Raw genomic sequence first — 23,224 nt, 5'->3', positions numbered from 1 at the left:
AAGCCCATTGGCAGAATTAAGTATGCACTAAATTAATTCCGCCAACAGGTTTAACTATTGTCTTAACAGCGTTCTCGCCTTCTACGGCTACTGCGATGATTCCAGCAGGAACAGCGATCGTAGCGTTGTCGGAAGCAAGAATAGTCTCGGCTACTACCTTACCTAAGATATTAGAGATAACCACCTTCTTACCGGCTGCGCCTTGGATCTCTACGATACCATTGCCACCTATTACCTTAACACCGGCAGCGCCATCAGCTACAGACTCGTTGGAAGTAGGATCACCAGCAGTGATCGTGAACTTCATGGCGCTATTCTTATCAGTACCCCAAGCCAATTTGTCGTTGAGGCCATATAAGTAACGATCTTTCTCCTTAACGGAACGGATCACATACATACCCTCATCGTCAGCGCATTGGATAATCTGAACCTTGAAGTTATCCAAGCCGCCTAATACGCCTTCGTCGTCAGCATTTTTAGCAACTTTCACTTCCTTACCCTTTACTACCGTAGAGATCGTATCGTTGTTTGCCTCGATAGAAGCAGACTTGAAGATAGCCTTAGTAGCTTTTTCGGCCCATTCATATTTCTTGTCGTACATGCCGTCCGCTACATAATAGTCCACAGAATCCTTCGGATTGAACAAGAACAAGCTTCTATTAGGATCTTCCGTACCCTTAGAGATATAGAAAGAAGGAACGATCGCTTTCGTATCGGTTACGCGCAAATAGAATGAGTATTGCTCATTATTCACTACGATACCCTCTTGGTTCTCGTTCAAGGAGATATAGTTGCCTAACTCGCTTACCAATGAGATATGGCCATTCTTAGCGGGATAGCTGATTTCCGGAGCTTCCTCGATCAAGTAAGTCTTTAATGTCATGTCTTGATTATTACCCGGCAATGCATAAACTACGGATGGAGTTGTATACACATACTCGTCATTGTTATACTTAACAGCTACTACTGATTTCGTAGTCTTGCCAAATACAGTTGTAACATTCGCATTCGTACTTGATACAGGAATCAAATAAACAGAGCCATCAGCAGCTTGTTTAATAACGAACTTAGCCGCATCTGCCGTAGCCATAACGTCTGCACCGTTAACATGGGTACTAGTACCTGTACCTTGCGGGAAATAGGCATTAGTCTCTATACCATCATTGATATAGCGCAATTGATAAGCATAAGCATAGCCTTTATCGCCCTTAGCCTGTACGGTCACGTGGTTACCTCTATTGTAAACGAAGCTACTCTCGATGATCGTCTTCGGAGCCTCGTCTTTGATCAATTGCCATTGAGCGGCATCGGATACGCTGTTGGCGAACTTACCATCAGCATTCAATTTGTAGACATTACTATTATTGTCTTTTGTAACAGCGGTATACCATTTATTGGAAGTCACGTTGTTGTCGCGAGCGAAAGCCATTGTTACCAAAGTCTGGTCATCTACGTTCAAGAAACCTGCGTATGGATCAACTTCTTCTACTTTCGTCAACTCCACTAACAGACGCTTAAACTCTACGGTCTGAGTCGAAGCAGTCTCACGGTAGGTATTCTCATCAACATAGATAGGAGTGATATCCCGAGTTGAAGGAACAGCTGTCTCATATACATTCTCACCCAAATCTGTTTTAGGGAACAATGTCGTAAGGAAATGATCACCTGTCTCACGATTCGTGAAAGTGATCTTATAAGTATCATCCACGCTTGTAATCATCCATTGATAAGCCGGAGTCTCTGTCTGTGACAACACCTTCGCTTTTGCGACAAGCTCAAAACTACCATTATCGACCGCAGAAGTCAAATATTTTCCATATACGCTCTTCACATCCCCTTGCTTACCGCTCAATACACGGATCGTATAAACAGCTGCCTTAGCCTCCTTGTTCAACAACTCGATACCTTTCTTCGTACCGGCAACGCCCAACTTAAAGATGAACTTATCCGTCTTGTCTGAAGTGTTAGAGATCGTAGTCAAGTAGAAATTATCATTATGCTGCAAAATCTCCAACTTGATTTGAGCATCCTTATGATCGGCCTTGCTACCTTGTATTCTGAAACGGAAACGATCCAGATTCAACTCATACGGATAAGATTCCACGTAACTCTTTTGAACACGGAAACAAGCGTTATGGATAGAAATCTCGTCACCTTGTGTCTTCCAAGCCGCACCTGTTCCTACATACAGGTTCAAGTCACCAATTTCCTTCTCTACCAAAGAGAAACCATCACCATTCGCACGTCCGGCGTTCGTTTCCTCCATTGTCTCTGTAGAGCTTGCAACCAAAACCGTAGCGTTCAACCACGCATTATAGTCCCTAACCACTTGGTCACTATTATCTAAAGCTGGAGCATTTTTCGTAAAGAAGTACATACCGGCAGGAATCTGCAAGTCTGAAGAAGATCCTGAATACCCCGGGTATTGTGTAGCATCAATCGTAATTGGGCGAGCCAAATAACGAGCTACCACCATTTTGTCGTTAAACAAGTTACCGATAGGTTCTTCACCTTGATCTTTAAGACGTTTAGAAACGAAAGAGAAACCAGATGTATTGTACAATGCGTTCAATTCCTCTGAATTCGTCAACAACTCAGACTTAACCTCGTAAAAGATCGGAGCCGCAATCGTCGTAGATACTGTTGACACATTACTACCCCAATTCAAGCCGTTGAGAGGAGTAGAAGATGAATAAATATACAAATTGTTATTCGTGCCAGAATATGCACCTCCCGTAAGAGCAGAAACAGAAGATCCATCAAATACGAAATCCTTATTCGTATTCTTATCCTCTACTTTCGTGTTTTTCTCTATAGCCGTAAAGCCGACATTAACCCTTAAAAGCTTTCCTGTCTCAACATTCGTAAAATTGTAAGAGAAGAAGCCTTTCGGAGATTCAGTTATGCCAACAGTCCAAACATACTGTTTAACATCATCATTATCAGCAAGAGGCGTAGATAATCCTATCGTAGACTCTGTAATGGTGCTACCCGATAGCTCATGACCATAAGCCTCATTATTCGTCTGATCATTAACAAATACATACTGGTGTCCAGCCTTCAATTCCGTAGCAGGCGTTGCGGTAAACGTCCCCTGTCCATTCACAAAGCCAGCCAATTGCTGAATAGAACTTTGCGCCCAAGCACTACCGCACAACGAACCCGCCATCAGCAGACCCGCCGTAAACAATGTAGAAATCTTTCTGTTCATAAATCGAAAATTTAAATATTAATAATAGTGTTAATTGAATATCTATCAAATCCTTAATCATCCTTCGTCTATACCGAAACGACTAGTTTAAACGATCGTTTAGATCTTGCGTTTTTAAAGGAGGAAAAAGAGAGGTTCGTCTGCCGAATCGGTTGTTTCGTAAAGGATAGGCTATTCTATTGATAAGAAAGCCGATAAGGGGCAAAAAAAATAGCAAGGAAGGGTTGCAAGTGTCAAAGAAACGCGTACCTTTGCAAAAGACTAATCTAAACGATCGTTTTCACCGTTCATTTTCATGTATATAATATAATGTACGTGCGTACATTGAATAAAGGCTTACTAAAAATCTTCCTACAATAAATAACATATTCAATATAAACTGCCCTGTTTTGGGTCTCCCAAGTGAATAACTAACGGCTTGTCGAGTGAATAACTTACGGCTATACCTAGTGAATAACTTACGGCTTGGGAAGTGAATAACTAACCACTTACAAACCTTTTTTCCTACCGTTGACCAAAGGAATTTCCTATCACCACAATGCCCATTATAAGGTCTTTACAATAGGCATTGTAACACCTTTATAATGCCCATTGTAAGCCGCTTATAACTGCGATCATTAGAACGTTCAAAAAGGGCACTGATAATCAATACATTAAAAACGCCATTACCTTGTCCAGAAAACACGTACGACTTTTACAAAAAACACGTACATGTTTTCTCGGAAACACGTACGTGTTTTTCAAGAAGCAAATTCCGGTCAAAAGCAATAAAGATTCTGATAAAGCCATTATCTTTGTTTTAAAATCAATACATAACCATGATGAGACACTTAAAGTACTTGGCTTTTGTAGCATGTCTGGGAAGTCTTTCCCCAGCCTTCGCGCAAAACGCCTCTAAAAGCCTAACAGTTGATGACCTGATCACTTGGCAACGAATCACGGACCGGGAGATCTCGGACAATGGAAAATGGGTAGCTTGCAAGATGGAACCTTGGGAAGGTGACGCTACCATTTATTTGTATGCGGCCCAAGGGCAAGAGACCGCCACTTTTTCTCCGGCCGATAAGTTCGCGTTCTCCGCTTCCTCGGGTTATCTGGTTGTCACGCAAACACCCGGAAAGTCTACGGTAGATTCCCTGAAAGTATTGAAGACGAAAGAGGACAAGATGCCGATGAACACCTTGGTAATCTATTCCGTCGCCGGTAAAAAGGAGACGATAGACTCCCTCAAAACCTTCAAATTAGCGGACGAGGCGGATTGGATCGCTTATCAAAGAGGCCGGAAGGACTCCACGTTGTACGTCCGTTCGCTGGATGGAAGCAAGACCTTCCAGTTCCCGACCGTAACGGATTTCCAATTCGCCAAGAAAAGCGGTATGCTATATTACACGAGCGCGGCGGAAGGAGAAGCAGGTATATTCACCTTGAACCCGGAGAAAGGAAGTCCGGCGCTCATCAAAGAGGGAAAAGGCGTATTCAAACAAACCACGTTCGACGAGAAAGGGGAACGGCTGGCTTTCTTATATTGCGCCGACAAAGATTCTTCTTACAAAGCGTTAAGCTTATGGCTATCCGAACATAACACTCCCGCGAAAGAAATCGCCACCCGTGAAAACAAGGCTTTCCCCGCTGAATGGGTAATCAATGAGAACGGGATGCTTCAATTCTCGAAATCCGCTTCCCGTCTGTTCTTCGGTACCTCACCGGAGCCGAGGCAAAAAGACACGACCCAACTAGCCGAGAATCGTCCGAACGTACAGGTTTGGAGTTGGGATGAGCCCGTACAATATACCGTACAGAATTACAACAAGGAAAAAGACTTAAAGAAAAGCTATCAAGCGGTTTATAATCTGGGCAACGGCTCTATCTTCCAATTGGCGAATGAGGAATTACCGAATATCCAATTGGGTAATGAGGGTGACGCACCCTTGGCGCTCCTTTCCACTTCCCGTCCCTATTCTTTGTCTTCCATGTGGGAGGCCCGCACACGCAGCGACTATTATACCGTATCGTTGGATAACGGGGAGCGCAAGCAAATCGCCCAAGCGGATTATGGCCGTTTCCGCCTCTCCCCACAAGGTAAATATGCATATTGGTATGGCGAGACGGATAGCTGCTGGTACACGATCGCCTTGGCGGAAGGTAAGCAATATCGCCTAACCACTCCGGAAAGCTTTCCGGCTTGGGACGAGGAGAACGACGTTCCCGATTATCCTTATGCGCATGGAGCCGCCGGCTGGACCGCGAACGATCAAAATCTCTTGATCTATGATCGTTACGACATCTGGAAATTCGATCCGACCGCGGCCACCCCACCGATCAACCTGACCGTGAACGGAAGGAAGGAGAAACTTTCCTACCGCTTGGAACAACTGGATAAAGAGGCTCGCTTTATCGACCTCGGCAAACCGCAATTATTAAAAGGATTCAACGAGGCCACAAAAGGATACGGATTCTACAACGCACGCCTCTCTGCTCCTGCCGCCCCGAAGACTTTGCTGGCGGGTAATTATATGCTGCGATCTATCAACAAGGCGAAGAATACGGATGACGTGATCTATACGATGGAAACCTTCCAGCAATACCCGGATATCCACTATTCGACCTTGGCGTTCAAGAAATCCGTGCAATTGACGCATGGAGACAAACAGCAGGAAGGTTTTATCTGGGGTACCGCCGAGTTGGTATCATGGATTTCCTTGGACGGCCGTCCACTGGAAGGTGTCGTTTATAAGCCGGCGAATTTTGATCCGAACAAGAAGTACCCGATGATGGTAAACTTCTACGAGCGGAATTCGGAGACTTTATATAATTACCGTATGCCGGAACCGCATCGTTCTACGATCGATTATCACTTATACAATAGCAACGAATATGTCATCTTCAACCCGGACATTCGCTATGTAGATGGTTATCCGGGAGAAAGCTGCTATAACTGCTTGATGCCGGGTATCACCATGATGATCGCCAAAGGATATATCGACGAAAAAGGGATCGGTGCGCAAGGACATAGCTGGGGAGGTTACCAAGTAGCTTATTTAGCGACTCGCACGAATTTATTCTCCGCTATCGAGTCTGGGGCGCCTGTCGTAAATATGTTTAGCGCTTATGGCGGTATCCGTTGGGGTTCCGGCATGGCCCGCTCTTTCCAATACGAGCATACACAAAGCCGTTTAGGAGCTACGCCATGGAGTTCTCCGCTTCGTTATCTGGAAAACTCGCCGTTGTTCACGATGGATAAGGTGCAGACCCCAATATTGATCATGCACAACGATGCCGATGGTCATGTGCCTTGGTACCAAGGTATCGAGTATTTCGTTGCCATGAAACGGTTAGGTAAACCTTGCTGGTTACTAAATTATACAGGCGAACCGCATTGGCCGATGCATATGGCAAACCGCATCGATTTCCAACGCCGCATGTTCCAATTCTTCAACCATTACCTAAAAAAGGAGAAGATGCCTAAATGGATGTCCGAAGGCGTACCTGCCGTAGAACAACCATTTGAGTTGGGGTATTGATCAGACAATCTTATAAGAGATTATGGCCAAAGCTATAGTCATACCATAAGCTTTAGCCATAATCTCTTTTTCCATTTAAACAGGAGATCTTTTGAAATAAATACGTATATTTGCCAATAACATAAAAACAAAAGATATGAGAACGACAAAAACCAGACCAACTAGAAATGTTTCGTCGCCCAAGATGGCTAAACACAACATTTCCAACCAAAGGAAAAGCGATAGCCAACCTTTCAGTTCTATGAATGAGAAAGATTTATTTCTAGCCCATTCCAGACAATCCATGGCTGCATATATATCCAAATATCTCATCGAATGAAAATACATCAACGAGATGTTGTAGAAGTCAATTATCTATTTCCTAATGGAATAACCAAACCTCACATGGCTATTGTCATCTCAAACGATGATTTGCAAGCAGCTGAAGATTTCTTTTACCTAGCTATGATATCTTCCAAAAACTATAATCCACAATATACATTTCCTTTAGAAGACTCTATGCTAACAAAAAACTTAACAAAGAAAAGCTTCGTTATTTGCCAATTAATAGGAGGTTACACAAAACGAGACGTTGTGAGAATATGCAGCCATGTAAAAGCCGAGCCTTTCAACTTGATTGTTGAAAAAATCAAGAAAGTCATATTCTAGAACGTCATACGAAACTCGGTACGGACACCAGGCAAGGAATCAACAGTTAAATCGCCGCCATGCAATCGCATTATGCGGTGGGAGATACTGAGACCGATGCCGCTACCACCGGACTTCGTAGAGAAAAAAGGCGTAAAAATAGCAGACAACAGTTTCGGAGAAATTCCGGGACCATTATCTGTTATAGTTATATATACCCTACCATCTGTCTCCAAGGCTTCTACGGAGACGATGGCATCCGCTTGCCCCTCTATCGCCTGTAATGCGTTACGGATCAAGTTAATCAGAGCCAGCACAATCAAGTTTTGGTCCGCATGTACCGTTAAAGCTTCCGCAGAGGAGAAACGAATACGGTCGCTACCCGCCTCGGCACACAACAACCGTTCCATCTTCCGAAATAAAGAGGTTATAGGCACCTCGGTTCTTTCCGGCTCCGGAAGATGCGTCAGACGATGGTAGGAATCCAAGAAAGCGGATAGATTTTTCGCTTGCCCATGAATAACCTCCAAACCTTCCCGTAATTGCTCCGGAGTATATGTATCGGAATATTTCAACAGATCAGCAGATAAGGAACGGATTGGCGTAATCGAATTACGAATCTCATGCGTCAGTACCCGCAAGATGCTCTCGTAATACAAGCGCTTCTCTTCCATCTCATTCTGGTTTTGACTGAATAGGAGGATAATCCGATTCATTTCCGCATATAAGTCCTTTACAAAGGGATCATTCGTTTTATCCGGATATCGCAAAGTTGTATTCCCATTACGAACCGACTCGAAGAAAATAGCGATCTTACGATTTGTACCGTTTATCCACTGGATTAGCAACAGAGTTATCAACAGGATAACACACAGACATACAAAAGATAAAAAATAAGAAATACCGGTTATCAACAATACAGATCCAAGTAACGCAAAAAGTACGATTAAGGAAACGCTCCCTATAATCTTCAGGTATAAATTCCAGTTGACCATGGTTACTCTCCTTATAATCTACAACCCGTATTTCCGCATCTTATTATAAAGGGTCTGGCGGCTAATATCCAATTGTTGAGCCACAAGCGTCAGGTTCCCTTTCTTTTCTTTCAATACCTCGGCGATAAACTGCCGCTCCATATCCTCCAACGTACAAGGATGGGAGACTAGAGATTCTGCCACAGACGAAATCTCGCTCTCATCTGATTCCGCACGACGTTCCAAGACGTGGGTAAGTGCTTGAATCAAATTCTCGTTATCCCAAGGTTTCACGATAAAGTCCGTGGCTCCCTTTTTAAGGGAAGATACAGCCAACTCGATATCCCCAAAAGCGGTTATCAAAATAACGGCCGGAGGATTCTTAAGCTCCAAGATACGATCCAACCAGAAAAGTCCTTCCCCTCCGCCTTGCTTTCCAGTGCCGAAGTTCATATCCAGTAAAACCAAATCCACATCTCCATTCCGCAAAAGGGCAGGCAATAATACGGGAGATGATACGGTAACGATCGTCTTAAACTCATGGGACAAGACCGTCCGCAGACTTCTCAATATCGCCTCATTGTCATCTACGACTATAATCTTCGCGTCACGCATTAAGCCTCCTCTTTTTTTCGTACGCAAAGATACGATCTTTTCCCGGGTCTCAGTGTCCAATATTTAGACAAATCCAGTTCTTTACGATCGTTTCCTCCGATTTTATTTGCCATATTCCACGCAACCGGATAGCTTTGAACCAACAAACAGATAAAACCATGGAATCCATATCTCTAAAACTTATATTCCGTAGCTGGTGGCGAAACAAGACGTTCGCCGTCATTTCCTTATTGAGTCTGGCGGCAGGCATCACTTGTACCAACCTACTGATCTCATACGTCATTTATGAATCTAGGATAGAAGCCCATAATCCCAATAAGTCGCATATCATCTATATGGCACAAGACTCTCCCTTGACCTCCGGAGAGAAAGTATCTTTTATTAAAGGGAAGATCCCTGTGCAGCTAAAAGACCAATACCCTGAAGTTGAGGATTATTTACGACTGAACATAGAGAATGCCGCCTCCATCACGATAGGAGAAAAGCGCTTCAACCCAATCTCGATCGTCAGAGCTGATCCCTCCTTTCCTCGCTTTTTCCCTTACAAGGTAATGGCAGGAGATATAAACAAGGCATTAACCCAACCAAACGCAATTGCGTTGACCGAATACCAAGCGAAGATATTCTTCGGGAACGAGGATCCTATCGGTAAAACCTTCTCGGCAAAGTACGCTTATGAGAACGAGACGATTACCTACGAGGTCGCCGCCGTTATCAAAGAGTACCCTCAATCATTCTTGAAGTTCAACGCATTGGCAGGCACTACCTCCCAATTCAATGGCGGCCCTACCTTATTACTGGTAAACGATCTCTTCAACATCGATACGTTCACTCAAAAACTAAAGGATGATAAGGTACCTACTTTCAACGGAACCGGACAGTATTATTTCTATACCCTCCAAGAGAGTTATTTCCAAGAGCAAACCTATACACAAGAATACATCCCCTATATCCACCGAAACCAGAAAGACTTACTGTACGTTGGTTTGTTCTCGGCCATCCTAATCCTCGTGATCGCCTGTTTCAATTATGCCAACCTAAGTTTCTCCCGCATTTTGCAACAGGTAAAGATGATCTACACCCAGAAAGTGATGGGAGCATCGGCTGGGCAAATCCATCGCCAGCTATTCTTGGATACTTTCCTTACCGTGCTGATCGCTTTCTTTTTATCCTTATTACTTACACTGGATTTCCTGCCGGCTTTCAACCGGATCGTTTCCGGACGTATCTCCTTGGGATTTTTCTTTAGTGGACAGGTCTTACCTGTGATCGTGGCACTCATCCTAGCTCTATCCATTATCCCCTCATTATATATGAGCCATAAGATCAACTCCCTTTCCCATTCCGAGTATAAATCATTCACCACCGGTACCCGGAAGCGGACAATCATAGGCGGGCTCTCCATCTTACAATTCGCCATCTCAATAGCTCTGGTATTCGCCACGCTAACCGTACGGCAGCAACTAACGCTCACTCAGACAAGCGGTGAACGTTACCGGGATCTCATCGAAATAGCCGACTGGAGTGGGAACCATATACAGACCTTCTCTGAAGAGATCCGGCGTTATCCTTCCATAGAAGAGATGTGCCTTTCGAAAAGCGGGATCATACAGTTCAACTTGCGGACAATGGTCTTGAAAGACGAAAACGGAAACGAACTAAATTATACGCTAGGCCAATACGAAGGTGATAGTACTTTCCTAAAGGTTATGAAGATAAACATTCTTCAAGGACTCTCAGAGCGAGAGGCTCTAAAACAATACAGCACACCCGTCTATATTAACGAACAATACGCACGTTTGCTCGTGCCCAAAGGCGAGAATCCCGTGGGTAAGCCTGTCCGCCTTTACGACACTGAATTCGGGAAGATGGAAAAGGAGGGAGAACCGATAGCGATTATAGCAGGGATCGTGGAGAATCTATATACAGGAACCTTACGACAAGAGGTTTACCCTAGCTTGACCTACCTAACGCATACTCCCCCCTATAACCTCGTCCAAATCCGACTGAAAAAGGAGCGCAGAGCCGAGACTCTAGCTTTACTGCAACAAACATGGGAAAAGATCAACCCCAACGTACCTTTCGAATACCAAGATATATACGAGGAATTTATGTTATCTAACCGAAAAACGATCGAACTGGCACATTTGCTCATCATGTACTCGATCATCAGCCTCCTGCTAACCGCCTTCGGATTATTCGGCATGGCTCTCTATGCCATCCGGCAGCGTACGAAAGAAATCGGTATCCGTAAGGTAAACGGGGCTACGGCCGGGGAGATCTTGTATCTATTAAATCGTCGGTTTATCGGCTGGGGAGGGATCGCTTTCGCGATTGCCGTTCCTATCACGTGGTATTCGCTGAGTTGTTGGCTGGAGAATTTCGTATATCGGGTGGACATATCCATAGGAACATGCCTGCTGTCCGGCGGTATCGTATTGATAGTTACGCTACTGACCGTAAGCAGGCATAGTTATAAAGCGGCATCCCGTAATCCCGTAAATGCCTTACAAAGCGAATAGCGAAAAGGAATATTTTGGATACTCACCTCAGTGTCTTCTCATCAAGGAATGCATCACAATCATCATACAAATTGAAAACTAATTCCTCGGGAATTACCGACCTTGATCGCCACGTTTCGATGGAGGAATAAAAACGTTCGAATAACTCCTCCTCCAATCGCTCGGTTTGCTGCATATACCCATTGCCGCTTAGATTGAAAAGTAATTCCCAATGGAAATAACTTTCCGTATTCGTCCCCCGATGATAACTGTAAATCTTATCCCGAAGCATGTTCGACGCGTCACATAACAGAGCATGTTTATTTTGATCGACAGTTAACGCCTTGGGCAACTTCTTATCGGCGCCTTTCAACCAAACCGGAACCGCAGGAGTAACCGGTGGGTAACCGATAACCGTCCACATCGTAGTGAACGAAGCATCCTCGTCCGGCCGTACACCTTGAATAGCCACAGCGCAAGAGGTACTTCTACGAGCGATAAAATCCTGCTCCGCAAACCAACCGGAAGTCTCTGGCTTATTATGTTTTCCATCTTTCAAGTCGATACCCATCAAAGGATTATGGAACGAGCGAGATAAATGGGACCGCACACAATTCTTCAAGTTTTCCGCATCGCGATTTTTCCACATAATCGGACGTCCGTCAGGTGTTACCTTGCCAGAAATGATAGCCGACGTGCAAGCATTGGCAAATTCCATGGCTCCTGATAAAACAAGAGCCATGAGACACAATATATTTCGTTGAATACTCATCTGATAACTACATACATTTGTTATAAAACAACGCATTCATGAACAACTTACTAGTTCCAAAGAAGTAAGAACGGAAATTCATATCATCTGCAAAAACAATCACCTTACCGCTTTTATAAGGTTTCACTATGACAGCAGGCTCCTCTCTCAATAAGTTCGCATTATCCGCCGACAAGAATCCCGACAACAAGGGCTTCTTGGTATAATATAAAGGCGAAACATACGGATCCCTATCTTTCTGGAAAATGATATCATTCGTTTTTATAACAGCAATCTCATCTTGATCAAGTCCCCAAGCTAGCGGATGCGTCTTATCCAAATGACAATTCAGAATTACCCCTTTGATCAACTTTCCGGCTTTTGCTTCCGCCTTATCCGCAAAAGAACGATAAACCGATAAGCTGTCCGCCTTTTCAAGCAATGTTTCCTTTGTCTTTAAAGAGATAAGCCCTTGTTTGCTAGCCCATGCGCTAGCCTTTCCGGTAGCGATCAACACTCCTCCGGCAGCAACCCACTCCTTCAAGGCAGTCTCGGTACCCTTAGTTAGATTTGGAACACCATTAGCCAAAATGATAACATTGTAAGCCTTCAAGTCCTTGCCTGTCAAAGACGGGTTCTCTATCAATACCGGACGCATCTGAAAACGCTTATCCAACAAGAACCAAATCTCACCCGATTCCGGGATACTTACGCCACGTCCTACCAACATAGCCACTTTCGGCTGTTCCAATGGTTTAAAAGCCGGGCTGCCAAAATCCACATCAGCCATCAATCCCGTGTTGGCCGAATAGATATCCACTCCCGTATTTTTTGCCAACTCACCCAATGTCGCATAGAGCACATCCGAAGGAAGCGGCTGATTATGCGTCAATACCTGGTAGGTACCATAGCCCATCGTCCATTCTCCCTCTTCGTTCTTAAATTGGAACGGACGGTTGGTCGCACTGACCCGAATCCCCTTACGCTGCAACTCATAGACTACCTTAGGCGCATAAAACTCCCGGTTCTCAAACACATACCCCACCCGGCTTTCCCCGCCGATGAGCCGTCCTTGCGGAAAATCATTTCGCTCAATCCGATCCCCCATCAATCCGGCGACACTCTTCACCGGAGCACACTCCAAGTTAAACGCATACGGGAACGTCCATGTAGAGATATCATAGAAAGTACTATCCGTATATTCTAAACAATCCTCCATAAGCACCTTAACCATCGTACTGTATTTTTGCGCCACCGGAATGACATAAGCTGAACCTTTTCGGAACTCCTTGTCACCTGCGGCTTGATAGTCCTTCGCCAACTGATAGACCTCGATATGATGACGGGCCATATTCTCCAAGAAATGAAAAGCGACAGACTTAGATCCGCGTGTATCGAACACATAGCCCTGTACCGCCTCCTTCTGCGCCTCGGAAGCCGTACGCTCATAATATTCCTTCTGATAAGTCAGCAAACGGGTACGCATCGCCTTGGCCGCTTCCAGCGTAGCGCAAGAGGCTAGGGCCTGATTCCGGATTGTCCAGCCAAAGGTCCATTCCCCGCTCGGGGTATTACGCAAATGTCCGCGCGTGGAACCTTGCTCATATAGCAGGCAAACGGATCCATGCGCATCTCCATAAGCAGCCCCTTTTCCGTAATAGAAGTCATCATAACCCTCCTTCGAATAATAAGTCGTCCCAATCCGATCGAGTGCCTTTGCCGTATAAGAAGAAATCTCGGCCGTCAAGTCTTGATTAAGCAGGGGAGTAAACGGATGAGTACGCTTAGGATGTCCCGGACTGAAATAATAAGGACGTAACGCCCCTTGCTCATGTTGATCCACGACCACATTGGGCAACCATTCAAAATATCCATTTAAGCCATTGATTCCCTCGGGATGTTGTGCCATAAGCAGGTCGCGATTGCAATCGATCCAATAATGGTTCGTACGACTGGAAGGCCAAGGCTCGGTAAACTCACGTGATTTTATATCGCTAACATTCGTGAAACTTCTAGAGGAATTCACCCACGACGCAAACCGATTGATTCCATCCGGATTGGCTCCGGGAGTCATCACGACAATCTCTTGGTCTAGTAATTCCTCGATCTCAGGCCCTTGTGCCGCCGCCAAATGATAGGCAACAGCCAACGAAGCGTTCACACCCGATGCCTCATTTCCATGAATGCTATAAATCAAGCTTACGATCACAGGCATGTCGTCTATCACCACGCTTCTCGATTTCGCCACGTCGCTCAACTTTAAGTGCTCCTCCTTCAGTCGATCTATATTTTTTTGGTTCTTGGCCGAAGTAAACACGACCTCTATAAAAGGACGGTGCTGATAGGTACGCCCCGTCTCCCTAATCGTGACACGGTCGCTGCATCGCGCCAATGTTCTCATATATTCCACTACTTGATCCCATCCGGCATGTTGTTCTCCAAGCTGGAATCCCAAGATTTTTTCCGGGGTAGGAACCTGAGGGTCATAAACATGAGAACCTTCCGGCAAGAAATACGTCAAATCATACGGATACTCATCCGCTTGTGGTTGAGCAAAAACACCTGTCGCCAAGAAGATTGGCAACAGGCACATTAAAAAAAATCTTCTCATAACTATTTATTTACTTTATGGATTCGGTTCGCAAAGCGGATTCAGCTGAGTCTCTTTATCAGGAATAGCCCATTGCCAATCCCTATGTCCGGCCGGGCGATATCTGTTCCCGTTACCCGTCACCGTTCCATCTCCATACATATTGTAATTAGAAGCTTCTGGATCCACCACTTTAGGCATTGCGTCTTTGTTCCAATATTCAATCAAACCATTCGGGAAAACCTCAGGACGAGGAGCCGGTCCACGGTCCAAATCCATATTCAAACGTTTCAAGTCGAACCAACGGAAACCTTCCCCCCAAAGCTCTATGCGACGTTGAGTCATCACCTCTTCGATCAAGTTTTCGCCCGTTTTCGTAGACAACGTATACTCCGGATCCCGATGACTTGCCAGCGGATAAAGAGCCTGAGCCGCTTTGCCTGGCTCCCCAGCACGTGCATATCCCTCCGCCATGATCAACATCATCTCCGGCAAGCGCATGAAAGGAACATCCCTGCCACCTTTCGTCGTAGGATCCGATACGATAAACTTATTGGCCATATAATTAGCATACGCTTTACTGTTACACTCCGCCCGGATCGGTCGCGGAAGGGTATTGGGATCGGTCGCCCTCGGAAACCAAATTCCTTTACGCACATCGGTATCACTGATCTTGTCGTATAACTTATTATAAATCGCACGAGGGGTATTGCCATTATACGAAATGATCTCATTCGACATATATCCATGGAAGTGAGTCAAGTTCGGAGCTTGCTGCAACAAAGGATTCGATCCCCACAACCATTCTGTATTTGATTGATCGCTGAAACGATCATTCAATGTCGTATAGGTATCATCTTGCAATTTGGCTCCTGATAGGTCAACGACCAATTTAGCCATTTCAGCCGCTTCCAACCATTTACCTTGCGTCAATAAGATACGAGCCTTCAAACCGCGAGCCACGTGCAAATCAATATGCGACTTATTAGTCCGTTTCTCCTCCGTAGCACCCAATAATTGGATCGCCAAGTCGATATCCTCATTGATCTGCGTATACACCTCCTCTACAGAAGCTCTCGCTCTCGGCTCCGTTGAGTTATCGTTACGAATTATCACACCCAATTGCGTGTTATCGCCCTCTGCCTTATAACGGCCGCCATACATCTGTACCATCGTGAAATAGGCGAAAGCCCGGTAAAAATGGGCTTGTCCCTTGATATAATTCCTCTCGCTCTCCAAACCTTCCGCAGCATCGATATTATCGATAATCATACTACTGTTAGAGATAAAATATTGCAACAAGCGATAAAAATGGGTTGCGCTACCGATCGTCGCATTCCGATGGCTCGACCATTGAGCCTGCTTTTGGAACTGCGCATTGCTGTACGTATATACCAAATCATCCCCCATCACCTCATACCAAATCATCAACATATCGTAACCGCCATAAAAAGCCGAACTAGACAGATCGCCCGTCCACATCAATTTATGCAAGCCATTTACAGCCAACATAGCCGATTGGGTATCATTGAACACCGCTTGTTCATCCACCGTTTGTGTGGAAGTTGTCTCCAAAAAATCCTCCTTACAGCCATTGAATAATACCGCAAAGGATATCAACACTAGTATATATATTTTTTTCATAGGAAACATGATTTAAAAAGTAAGATTCAAACCAAAAGTAAATACTCTCGCAGGCAAATAAACATCTGCATTACCACTATATCCTGAGAATATGTTTGAACGAGGGAAAATACCTTTTCGTTTCGTCAGTAAGAATAGATTCTCTCCTGACGCATATACCCGGAGTCCTTGCATGGAAACCTTCTCCAGCCATTGCTTCGGCAGATCATAGCTCAAAGTAGCGGAAGCCAACTCCAACATATTCGAGCTGATCAACCAACGAGTAGAAGTTCCCGCATTCATATTCGTATCTGCGAAATCCTCGATGCGAGGCACATTCGTAACATCGCCCGGTTTCTGCCAACGATTCAAGATATCCACATGCTTGTTGGAAGTCAAGGATGCGGATCCTGAAGGCTGTGTCATCAAATCGGAATATCCCACATCATACATCTTGCCACCTAGCTGGAAGTTAAACAACAGGCTTAAAGAAAGATTCTTCCAAGATACGTTCGTATTAAGACCTCCCGATACCTTCGGTGTAGATTCTCCGGCCCAATCATAAATGGCCTCATTCACGTTAGTCGTATATGTTTTTCCATCCACCTCTACAAGGTCGACAGACTCCACCGTCAGTTCCGGATCCGGCACATAGATAGAGTTTCCGGTAGCAGGGTCTACTCCCGCCCACTGGCGAAGATAAAACTCATAGCGCGAATGGCCCTCTTCCACCCGATGTACTCCGCTGTTATAAGGTTCTACCGGCAAAGAGGTAATCCGATTTTTCAACCATGTAGCGTTAATTCCCACAGACCACGTCCAATCCTTTGTTTGGATGACCTTTCCGTTCAAATCAACCTCCACACCCCGGTTGTACATCGTACCTGCGTTTTTATATGCACTAGTAGCACCCGTATCCGGAGCTTGCGGGATCGAGAACAATAAGTTACTGGAACGACGATCGAAATACTCTATACTACCCGACAAACGACTTTTAAACAACTCAAACTCCAAAGCCACGTCGCCATTGCGAGACACCTCCCATTGCAAATCCTTATTACGAACGACACGTTGCTGGATATAACCGGCCTCCAATCCGTTCATGGCCTGCTCGTAAGCCGCTTGCCACGCATAGTAGCTACCGATGGCATCATTACCCACCTCACCGTAAGCGACACGCAACTTCAGCAAATCGATGAAATCAAGATCTTCCATGAAACGCTCCTCGTCAATACGCCAACCAGCTCCTACCGAGAAGAATGTACCCCAACGGGAATCCTTGTAAAAGCGGGAGGATCCGTCGCGGCGTACGGATGCAGAAAGGAAATAACGGCTGTTATAGTCATAGTTCGCACGGGCAAGGAATCCCTCCGTCTTGTAGGTATTCGTATAAGAGTCTTGCTCGTCCGGCACCGAATAATTGCTGAACTCAAAGTTGCCATTATGGATGGTCTGGTTTTGCATGGAGCCTTTCAGGTAATTGTACTCATAATCATAACTCTCATGTCCTAATAAGACATCGACATGGTGATTGCCGAAATTCTTTGTATAGGAGAGCAATTGGTTGAACGTCCAAGTTGTCTCAAACGAAACGGTCTTCGTGCTCGACCCCACCTCAGTCTTCTCCGGATAATAGATACTGGCCGAATGCCCTAAACGAGAGCTTGTTCCCACGGCTCCGTTCACCGTAAACTTAAAATCATTCAAGAAACGGATCTCTGCATACAATTTCGCGTTCAATTGATTCCGCTTGTATCCGTTGCTGATATTTTGCAACTCAATAGCCGGGTTATTACCAGAGATATACGCACGCGAAGGCGCTTCCACACCCTCCTCGATCGTATAGGCCTGACCGAAGTCGTACACTTTATTGCCATTGGCATCCAGCACATATTCTTTGGTACGAGGATCGTGTACATGGATCGGATAAATCGGTCCGATATAGCGAGTGAATCGGAAAGGGTTGTTGTTATTTCCCGAAGCTTGCGACTGCTGCCCTTCCGCCTTGCTGATATTCCCGGAGAGCGTACCGCCAATCTTCAAGAACGAGGTGATCTGCGAGTTAACATTCGTGTTCAAGGTATATCGGTCAAACTTCGATCCGATGATATAACCACCTTCCGTCAGATAACCGGCGGAAAGATAATAATCCGACTTATTATTACCTCCGCTCACGCTCACGCCTATATCCGTACGGCTGCCCGTGCGCTGGATAGCGTCTTCCCAATCGGTATCATCCGCCCACATGAACGTAGCGTTCGGGTTAAGCACACCGTTCGCATCCACGACCTGATCGTCCGGCACGTTAAACGGATTGAAGCCCAGCGTTCCTGAAATCAAGTTTTGAGCGGCTGCCATTCCCGCTTGCTCTGGTGACGCACCACCACTTATCAACTGGTTGCGTGCGCTCTCCCAATATACTTTCAAATAATCATTCACGCCCAATCGTTCATAATCCTGACTTTGCCGATTCGTGAATCCTTGGTTGATTTTCACATTCACCGACATACGATCCTTACTACCCGTCTTGGTGGTTATCAAGATAACACCATTACCACCTCGTGCGCCGTACAGAGCTGCAGATGAGGCATCTTTCAAAACAGACATACTCTCTATATCACTGGGATTGATACTACTGATACTCTGATCGTAGGGCATACCGTTAAGTATAATCAAAGGGGTATTCGTCGCAGAAATAGAGCCCAATCCGCGAATATAGATATCCGAATCTGAACCGGGCTGACCACTGGCTGAGGCTACTTGCACACCCGGCGTAGATCCTAGTAAGGCTGAAGTTGCCGATGTAACAGGACGAGCCTCTATCTTCTCTGACTTCAGCAAACTGGCAGATCCAGTAAACGTACTTTTCTTAGCCGTACCATAGGCCACGACCATCACCTCATCCAATGTTTCCGAATCATCCTCCAGAAGTATCATCATTTCTGATTTGATCGGAAGCGTTTGCGAAGTCATGCCAACAAAAGATACGGTAAGCGTACGGGCATTTGCCGGCAAGTTGTCCAATGAGAAACGTCCCTCCACATCTGTAATTGTACCGATTGTTGTACCTGTCACAACAATATTAGCACCAATGACCGGCTCGTTATCAACTCTTTGCAAAACACGTCCTGCAACTTTCCGGGATTGTTGTTCAATGCCATTTAAATAAGAAGTAGGCAAAGCCTCGGCGGAAACACTACCTGCCACTGAAAAAGCCAATAAAAAATGAGCTAAAAGCACGTTTTTAAAAGTCAAACAACGAATGCATCCTTTTAGTCCGTGCATATTGTCAAAAAGATTCATAATAATAGTTTTAGATTTTAATTTATCAAACACAATAACATCCGCAAGATCAGAATAAATATTATAACATCAAAGTAGGAAGCTTATTTTATTTACATTCTCGCATAAATAACACATAAAAAGTAGCGAATTTTCGTGAACGTACTCCATAGAAACAAGCCTGCTGTCCGGCGGTATCGTATTGATGGTTACGCTACTGACCGTAAGCAGGCATAGTTATAAGGCGGCATCCCGTAATCCGGTAAACACCTTGCGAAGCGAATAGCGAAGAGGAATATTAAACTCTATTCGCCCATTGGCAATTTACTTAACTGAGATATCGCCTGTAAATTGGAATAATCGTATTGGTAAAGGCCATCATCGGCGATCATCATCAAGGTATTCTTAAAAGGGATTACGTCGTAACCCTCCATTCCGGCATAATGAACAAGCTGATTGGCCATCAAGGTCATAGGATCTTTTGCGTTGAAGACCTTTAAACCTTCGTCGCAGAGGAATAAAGTACCGTTATCGATACCTAGTCCTTTCGGGCATTTCATGCCATAAGTAACCAGCAAGTTCGGTTGGTCTACATCACTCACGTCTATGAGCATCAGTTCATTGGTATTTTGCCCGCAAGTATTTCCGGAATGCACGGTCACATACGCTAAGTCATCCTCCACGACAACCGGGTCACAACCAAAGACATGACTTACGGAAGAACGATACTTAGGCGCTAGCGGATCTTCCAGCGAATAGATCAACATGCCGGTCGGAGTTCCCATGAACATCTTATCTTTATAGTTGAAAAGAGTCTCGACACCACGTTGCAACCAAATGTCGTTTGTCGTCAAGACAGGCTTGTTCCCAGACAGGTCGAAAACACACATGATATTCTGTTCTACCGTATATAAGTACTTACCATAAATAGAAAAACGAGCCATAGATCCGTTCACGCCCTGCGTGGAAGTACCCGGCGCCGCATCGTTCGCCATCAGATCACCGCCATAACTCGGATAATGGTAAATGGTTTCCTCCCGTTCCTTCGGCTCCCAACCAACCACGACACCTTTCGCTCTCGCTTCTTCCGAATAACACATATTATAATCGAACCCATAGCCATTCTCTATGGTCGGAAGCGCATAACGGAAAGCGTTCTCCACACGACCTTCCAATTCAGGTCTCTCCGGATCGGAGATATCGAACCAGACCAGATCCACATACGAATCCGCATACAATTTATCATCCTTGATCGAGAGATCCTCGTTACCGATCAACTCTACAAAGCCCGCTATCCGGGGAGATGCCGGATTCCTGTTATCCACGATATGGATGCCCTTATCCGGGGAAGAAATATACAGGTAATCCTTATAGAAACAGATCTTTCCCCGCTTGGTGATTGGCACCACCTCATCCGTCACCTTCACTGAATTCCGAAACTCGGAGATCGACATGAATACCGGTTCGTTGATAGCATACCGCACGACCTCCACTCTCACTCCATCATCCTTGCATCCCATTAAGACGCAAAGGCTAAAGGCAAACGCCCAATAAAAAAGTTTCCGCATAATTATAATAGATTTAATCATTAAAAAGCATATCGTATACCTGCGCTCAACCCAAATCCCAACGGCTTGTCTGTACGAATACTAGCCGGTTGATCACAGTCGAAATAATGGGAGAAGCGAGGCTCGAAATAGAGGCTCCAATCCCCATAGAAACGATAAGCGGCACCGACCGAGGCATTCACGGACCATTGCATACCGTGGATGCCCTCCTTTTTGCTCTTAGAGATAGTCGTTCCGTTTCCGGCGATATAGCCACTATACACGGCCTGCAAACCCTTCTCCATCATAAAGCCTCCGGAGAGATAGACATTCCATCGCTGATTCTTCCATACATAAACCACCAGATTCAAGGGAATACCCAGATAATGCAAAGACGATTTCACCTCTGACGGGCAATCCCCTCCCCTCTTGAATGTAGTGGATAAATACGTATACATCAATCCACTTTCCACGGCTATACGCCGGCTCAAATCCTTCCGTACCGTAAAACCGAATGATATCGGAAGGGAGTAGCTAACGTCCGGATAAGATTCGAACGAACGATTATCCAAGAAGTTCTCATCCACCTTAGAACTCCGTAATACCGGGGCATTACGGAATGAGACCGTTTGAGGAGGCGTATTACCACTCTCCTTTTCATCATCGTCTTTATCCGGCTTATCCGGATCGGGGCTTCCTGCCGAATTATTCATATCTCCCGGAGAAGAAGCATCGCCATAACTCATATCCGTATTTAAAAAGCTATCTACATAACCACTAGAGCCAACGGCGGCGGCCAATAACCACTTGTTCCGTTTACTCTTCTTGGCTTTCTTTTTCAAAGAGGCTTTTCGTCGGGGACTCCGTTCGCCTTCCGGTAGAGGAACCGTAGAGTCACCTCGCTTAACGACTATGTCCGTCGAATCCTCGGACGCATCCTCCTTCACAGACGGTTCTTCTACGATAGCCGCAATCGCATCCTTCTCAATAATCCCGATAGTCTCACTCCTCTCATCCTTCCGGATCGTTTCCTTTTCCCAAACAATAGCGGAAGGCTTAGCCCTTTTTTCCCATTTCAGCACTTTCGCCATACGTTTCTTTACAGGTTCTACAGGTAAAACGGGACGCTCCGGAAGAATATTCATTTCCTCCGCTTTCTCCGATATCTCTTTCTGAAAGGGGCTCAATTCCTCCAATGGCATCTTCTCCGGGGAAGGTAGCAGCCAAATAACCAAGGCCAGCACCGCGGCGGCGGCCAAGCCTCCCGTCCACAACCAACCCCGTGATCTCGCTCTTCGGTTCATCCGGGCCTCCACCTCATCCCAGCCGCCGGCATCTACCGGCAACCGGTGCTCTTCCAAGCGCTGCCGCATATAGCCGCTGAAATCATCCAGCCGTTCGTTATGATCCTTATCGTCCCGCATTTTCATGCCTTATTAAAGATTGTACACTCTTTTGCAAAGCGTTCCTCGCCCGGATAAACTGGGAACGGGAAGTCGCCTCCTGTACATGCAGCATCTCGGCGATCTCGCTATGCGTATATCCCTCTATCGCATATAAGTTGAAGACCGTACGATATCCCGGCGGCAATTGGGCCACGCAAGCCAACAAGTCGTCCGCCGATAAACGGTCCAATACGGAATAGTTGATATCTTCCAAACTGTCGTCATAGCCGTCCAGACCTACACTTAGCCTCGTGTTCTCTGAAGACCGGAGATATTCAAGAGCCGTAGTGACAAAGATCCGCCGTATCCATCCCCCGAAAGCCCCGGAGCCGGAATACGACCGGATCTTCGTAAATATCTTCACGAACCCGTCCTGCAGAAGATCACGGGCCGTCTCCCTGTCACCCACGTAACGCATGCAAACACTCATCATAGCAGGAGCATATTGCTCGTACAATTCCTTACGAGCCCATGATTCGCCTCGCATACATCCATCGATTAACAGTTGTTCATCCATAAGTACTTATGCTCTCTATT

At 45.5% G+C, this 23,224-nt stretch carries 13 protein-coding genes; 3 read left to right on the top strand and 10 right to left on the bottom strand.

Annotation, left to right across the window (positions count from 1 at the left end):
* Nucleotides 1-16: 16 nt before the first annotated feature.
* Entirely contained in the window at nucleotides 17-3,211 is a 3,195-nt protein-coding gene (locus tag DWY79_RS14260) for a DUF6383 domain-containing protein (RefSeq protein WP_122369547.1), read from the bottom strand.
* Between the two features lie 818 nt (nucleotides 3,212-4,029).
* Between DWY79_RS14260 and DWY79_RS14255 the strand changes: the two genes are divergently transcribed.
* Both DWY79_RS14255 and DWY79_RS14245 read left to right on the top strand, forming a co-directional pair.
* Nucleotides 4,030-6,732: a prolyl oligopeptidase family serine peptidase gene (locus tag DWY79_RS14255; protein WP_122143905.1), complete on the top strand. Its 2,703-nt coding sequence runs from the start codon at nucleotides 4,030-4,032 to the stop codon at nucleotides 6,730-6,732.
* A 315-nt stretch (nucleotides 6,733-7,047) separates the two neighbouring features.
* Nucleotides 7,048-7,380: a type II toxin-antitoxin system PemK/MazF family toxin gene (locus tag DWY79_RS14245; protein WP_008777861.1), complete on the top strand. Its 333-nt coding sequence runs from the start codon at nucleotides 7,048-7,050 to the stop codon at nucleotides 7,378-7,380.
* Here DWY79_RS14245 and DWY79_RS14240 read toward each other — a convergent pair.
* Nucleotides 7,377-8,354 (bottom strand): HAMP domain-containing sensor histidine kinase, encoded by a 978-nt coding sequence (locus DWY79_RS14240; RefSeq protein ID WP_122369546.1) that lies wholly within the window; start codon nucleotides 8,352-8,354, stop codon nucleotides 7,377-7,379. The genes DWY79_RS14245 and DWY79_RS14240 overlap by 4 nt on opposite strands.
* Before the next feature lie 18 nt (nucleotides 8,355-8,372).
* Nucleotides 8,373-8,948, bottom strand: coding sequence for a response regulator (locus DWY79_RS14235; RefSeq protein ID WP_022192499.1), 576 nt, complete (start codon nucleotides 8,946-8,948; stop codon nucleotides 8,373-8,375).
* 158 nt (nucleotides 8,949-9,106) lie between these two features.
* Here DWY79_RS14235 and DWY79_RS14230 point away from each other — a divergent pair, with 158 nt between their 5' ends.
* Nucleotides 9,107-11,470 (top strand): ABC transporter permease, encoded by a 2,364-nt coding sequence (locus DWY79_RS14230; protein WP_122369545.1) that lies wholly within the window; start codon nucleotides 9,107-9,109, stop codon nucleotides 11,468-11,470.
* A 22-nt stretch (nucleotides 11,471-11,492) separates the two neighbouring features.
* Here the strand turns inward: DWY79_RS14230 and DWY79_RS14225 are convergent, their stop codons facing one another.
* From DWY79_RS14225 to DWY79_RS14195, 7 genes are all read right to left on the bottom strand, one after another.
* On the bottom strand, nucleotides 11,493-12,191 hold the full coding sequence (locus DWY79_RS14225) for a hypothetical protein (protein WP_233563986.1): 699 nt from the start codon (nucleotides 12,189-12,191) through the stop codon (nucleotides 11,493-11,495).
* A gap of 37 nt (nucleotides 12,192-12,228) precedes the next feature.
* The gene (locus DWY79_RS14220; RefSeq protein WP_122369543.1) at nucleotides 12,229-14,811 is read right to left on the bottom strand and encodes a M14 family metallopeptidase; all 2,583 of its coding nucleotides are present in this window, start codon (nucleotides 14,809-14,811) and stop codon (nucleotides 12,229-12,231) included.
* A gap of 15 nt (nucleotides 14,812-14,826) precedes the next feature.
* Nucleotides 14,827-16,434 carry a RagB/SusD family nutrient uptake outer membrane protein gene (locus DWY79_RS14215; RefSeq protein ID WP_122369542.1) on the bottom strand — a complete coding sequence of 536 codons (1,608 nt, stop codon included), beginning with the start codon at nucleotides 16,432-16,434 and terminating at the stop codon, nucleotides 14,827-14,829.
* 12 nt (nucleotides 16,435-16,446) lie between these two features.
* The gene (locus DWY79_RS14210; protein WP_122369541.1) at nucleotides 16,447-19,716 is read right to left on the bottom strand and encodes a TonB-dependent receptor; all 3,270 of its coding nucleotides are present in this window, start codon (nucleotides 19,714-19,716) and stop codon (nucleotides 16,447-16,449) included.
* Nucleotides 19,717-20,000: 284 nt separating this feature from the next.
* On the bottom strand, nucleotides 20,001-21,263 hold the full coding sequence (locus DWY79_RS14205) for an LVIVD repeat-containing protein (protein WP_121772131.1): 1,263 nt from the start codon (nucleotides 21,261-21,263) through the stop codon (nucleotides 20,001-20,003).
* Nucleotides 21,264-21,283: 20 nt separating this feature from the next.
* Entirely contained in the window at nucleotides 21,284-22,666 is a 1,383-nt protein-coding gene (locus DWY79_RS14200; protein ID WP_122369540.1) for a porin family protein, read from the bottom strand.
* A complete protein-coding gene (locus tag DWY79_RS14195; protein WP_008772825.1) occupies nucleotides 22,653-23,204 on the bottom strand; it encodes an RNA polymerase sigma factor in 552 nt (183 codons plus the stop codon). The genes DWY79_RS14200 and DWY79_RS14195 overlap by 14 nt, the downstream gene beginning before the upstream one ends.
* Nucleotides 23,205-23,224 lie beyond the last annotated feature (20 nt).

The sequence above is a fragment of the Parabacteroides sp. AF27-14 genome, from assembly GCF_003635425.1.
GTDB lineage: Bacteria > Bacteroidota > Bacteroidia > Bacteroidales > Tannerellaceae > Parabacteroides > Parabacteroides distasonis.
Note: the sequence above shows the minus strand (reverse complement) of the source record. Positions and strands in the feature narration are given on the sequence as shown.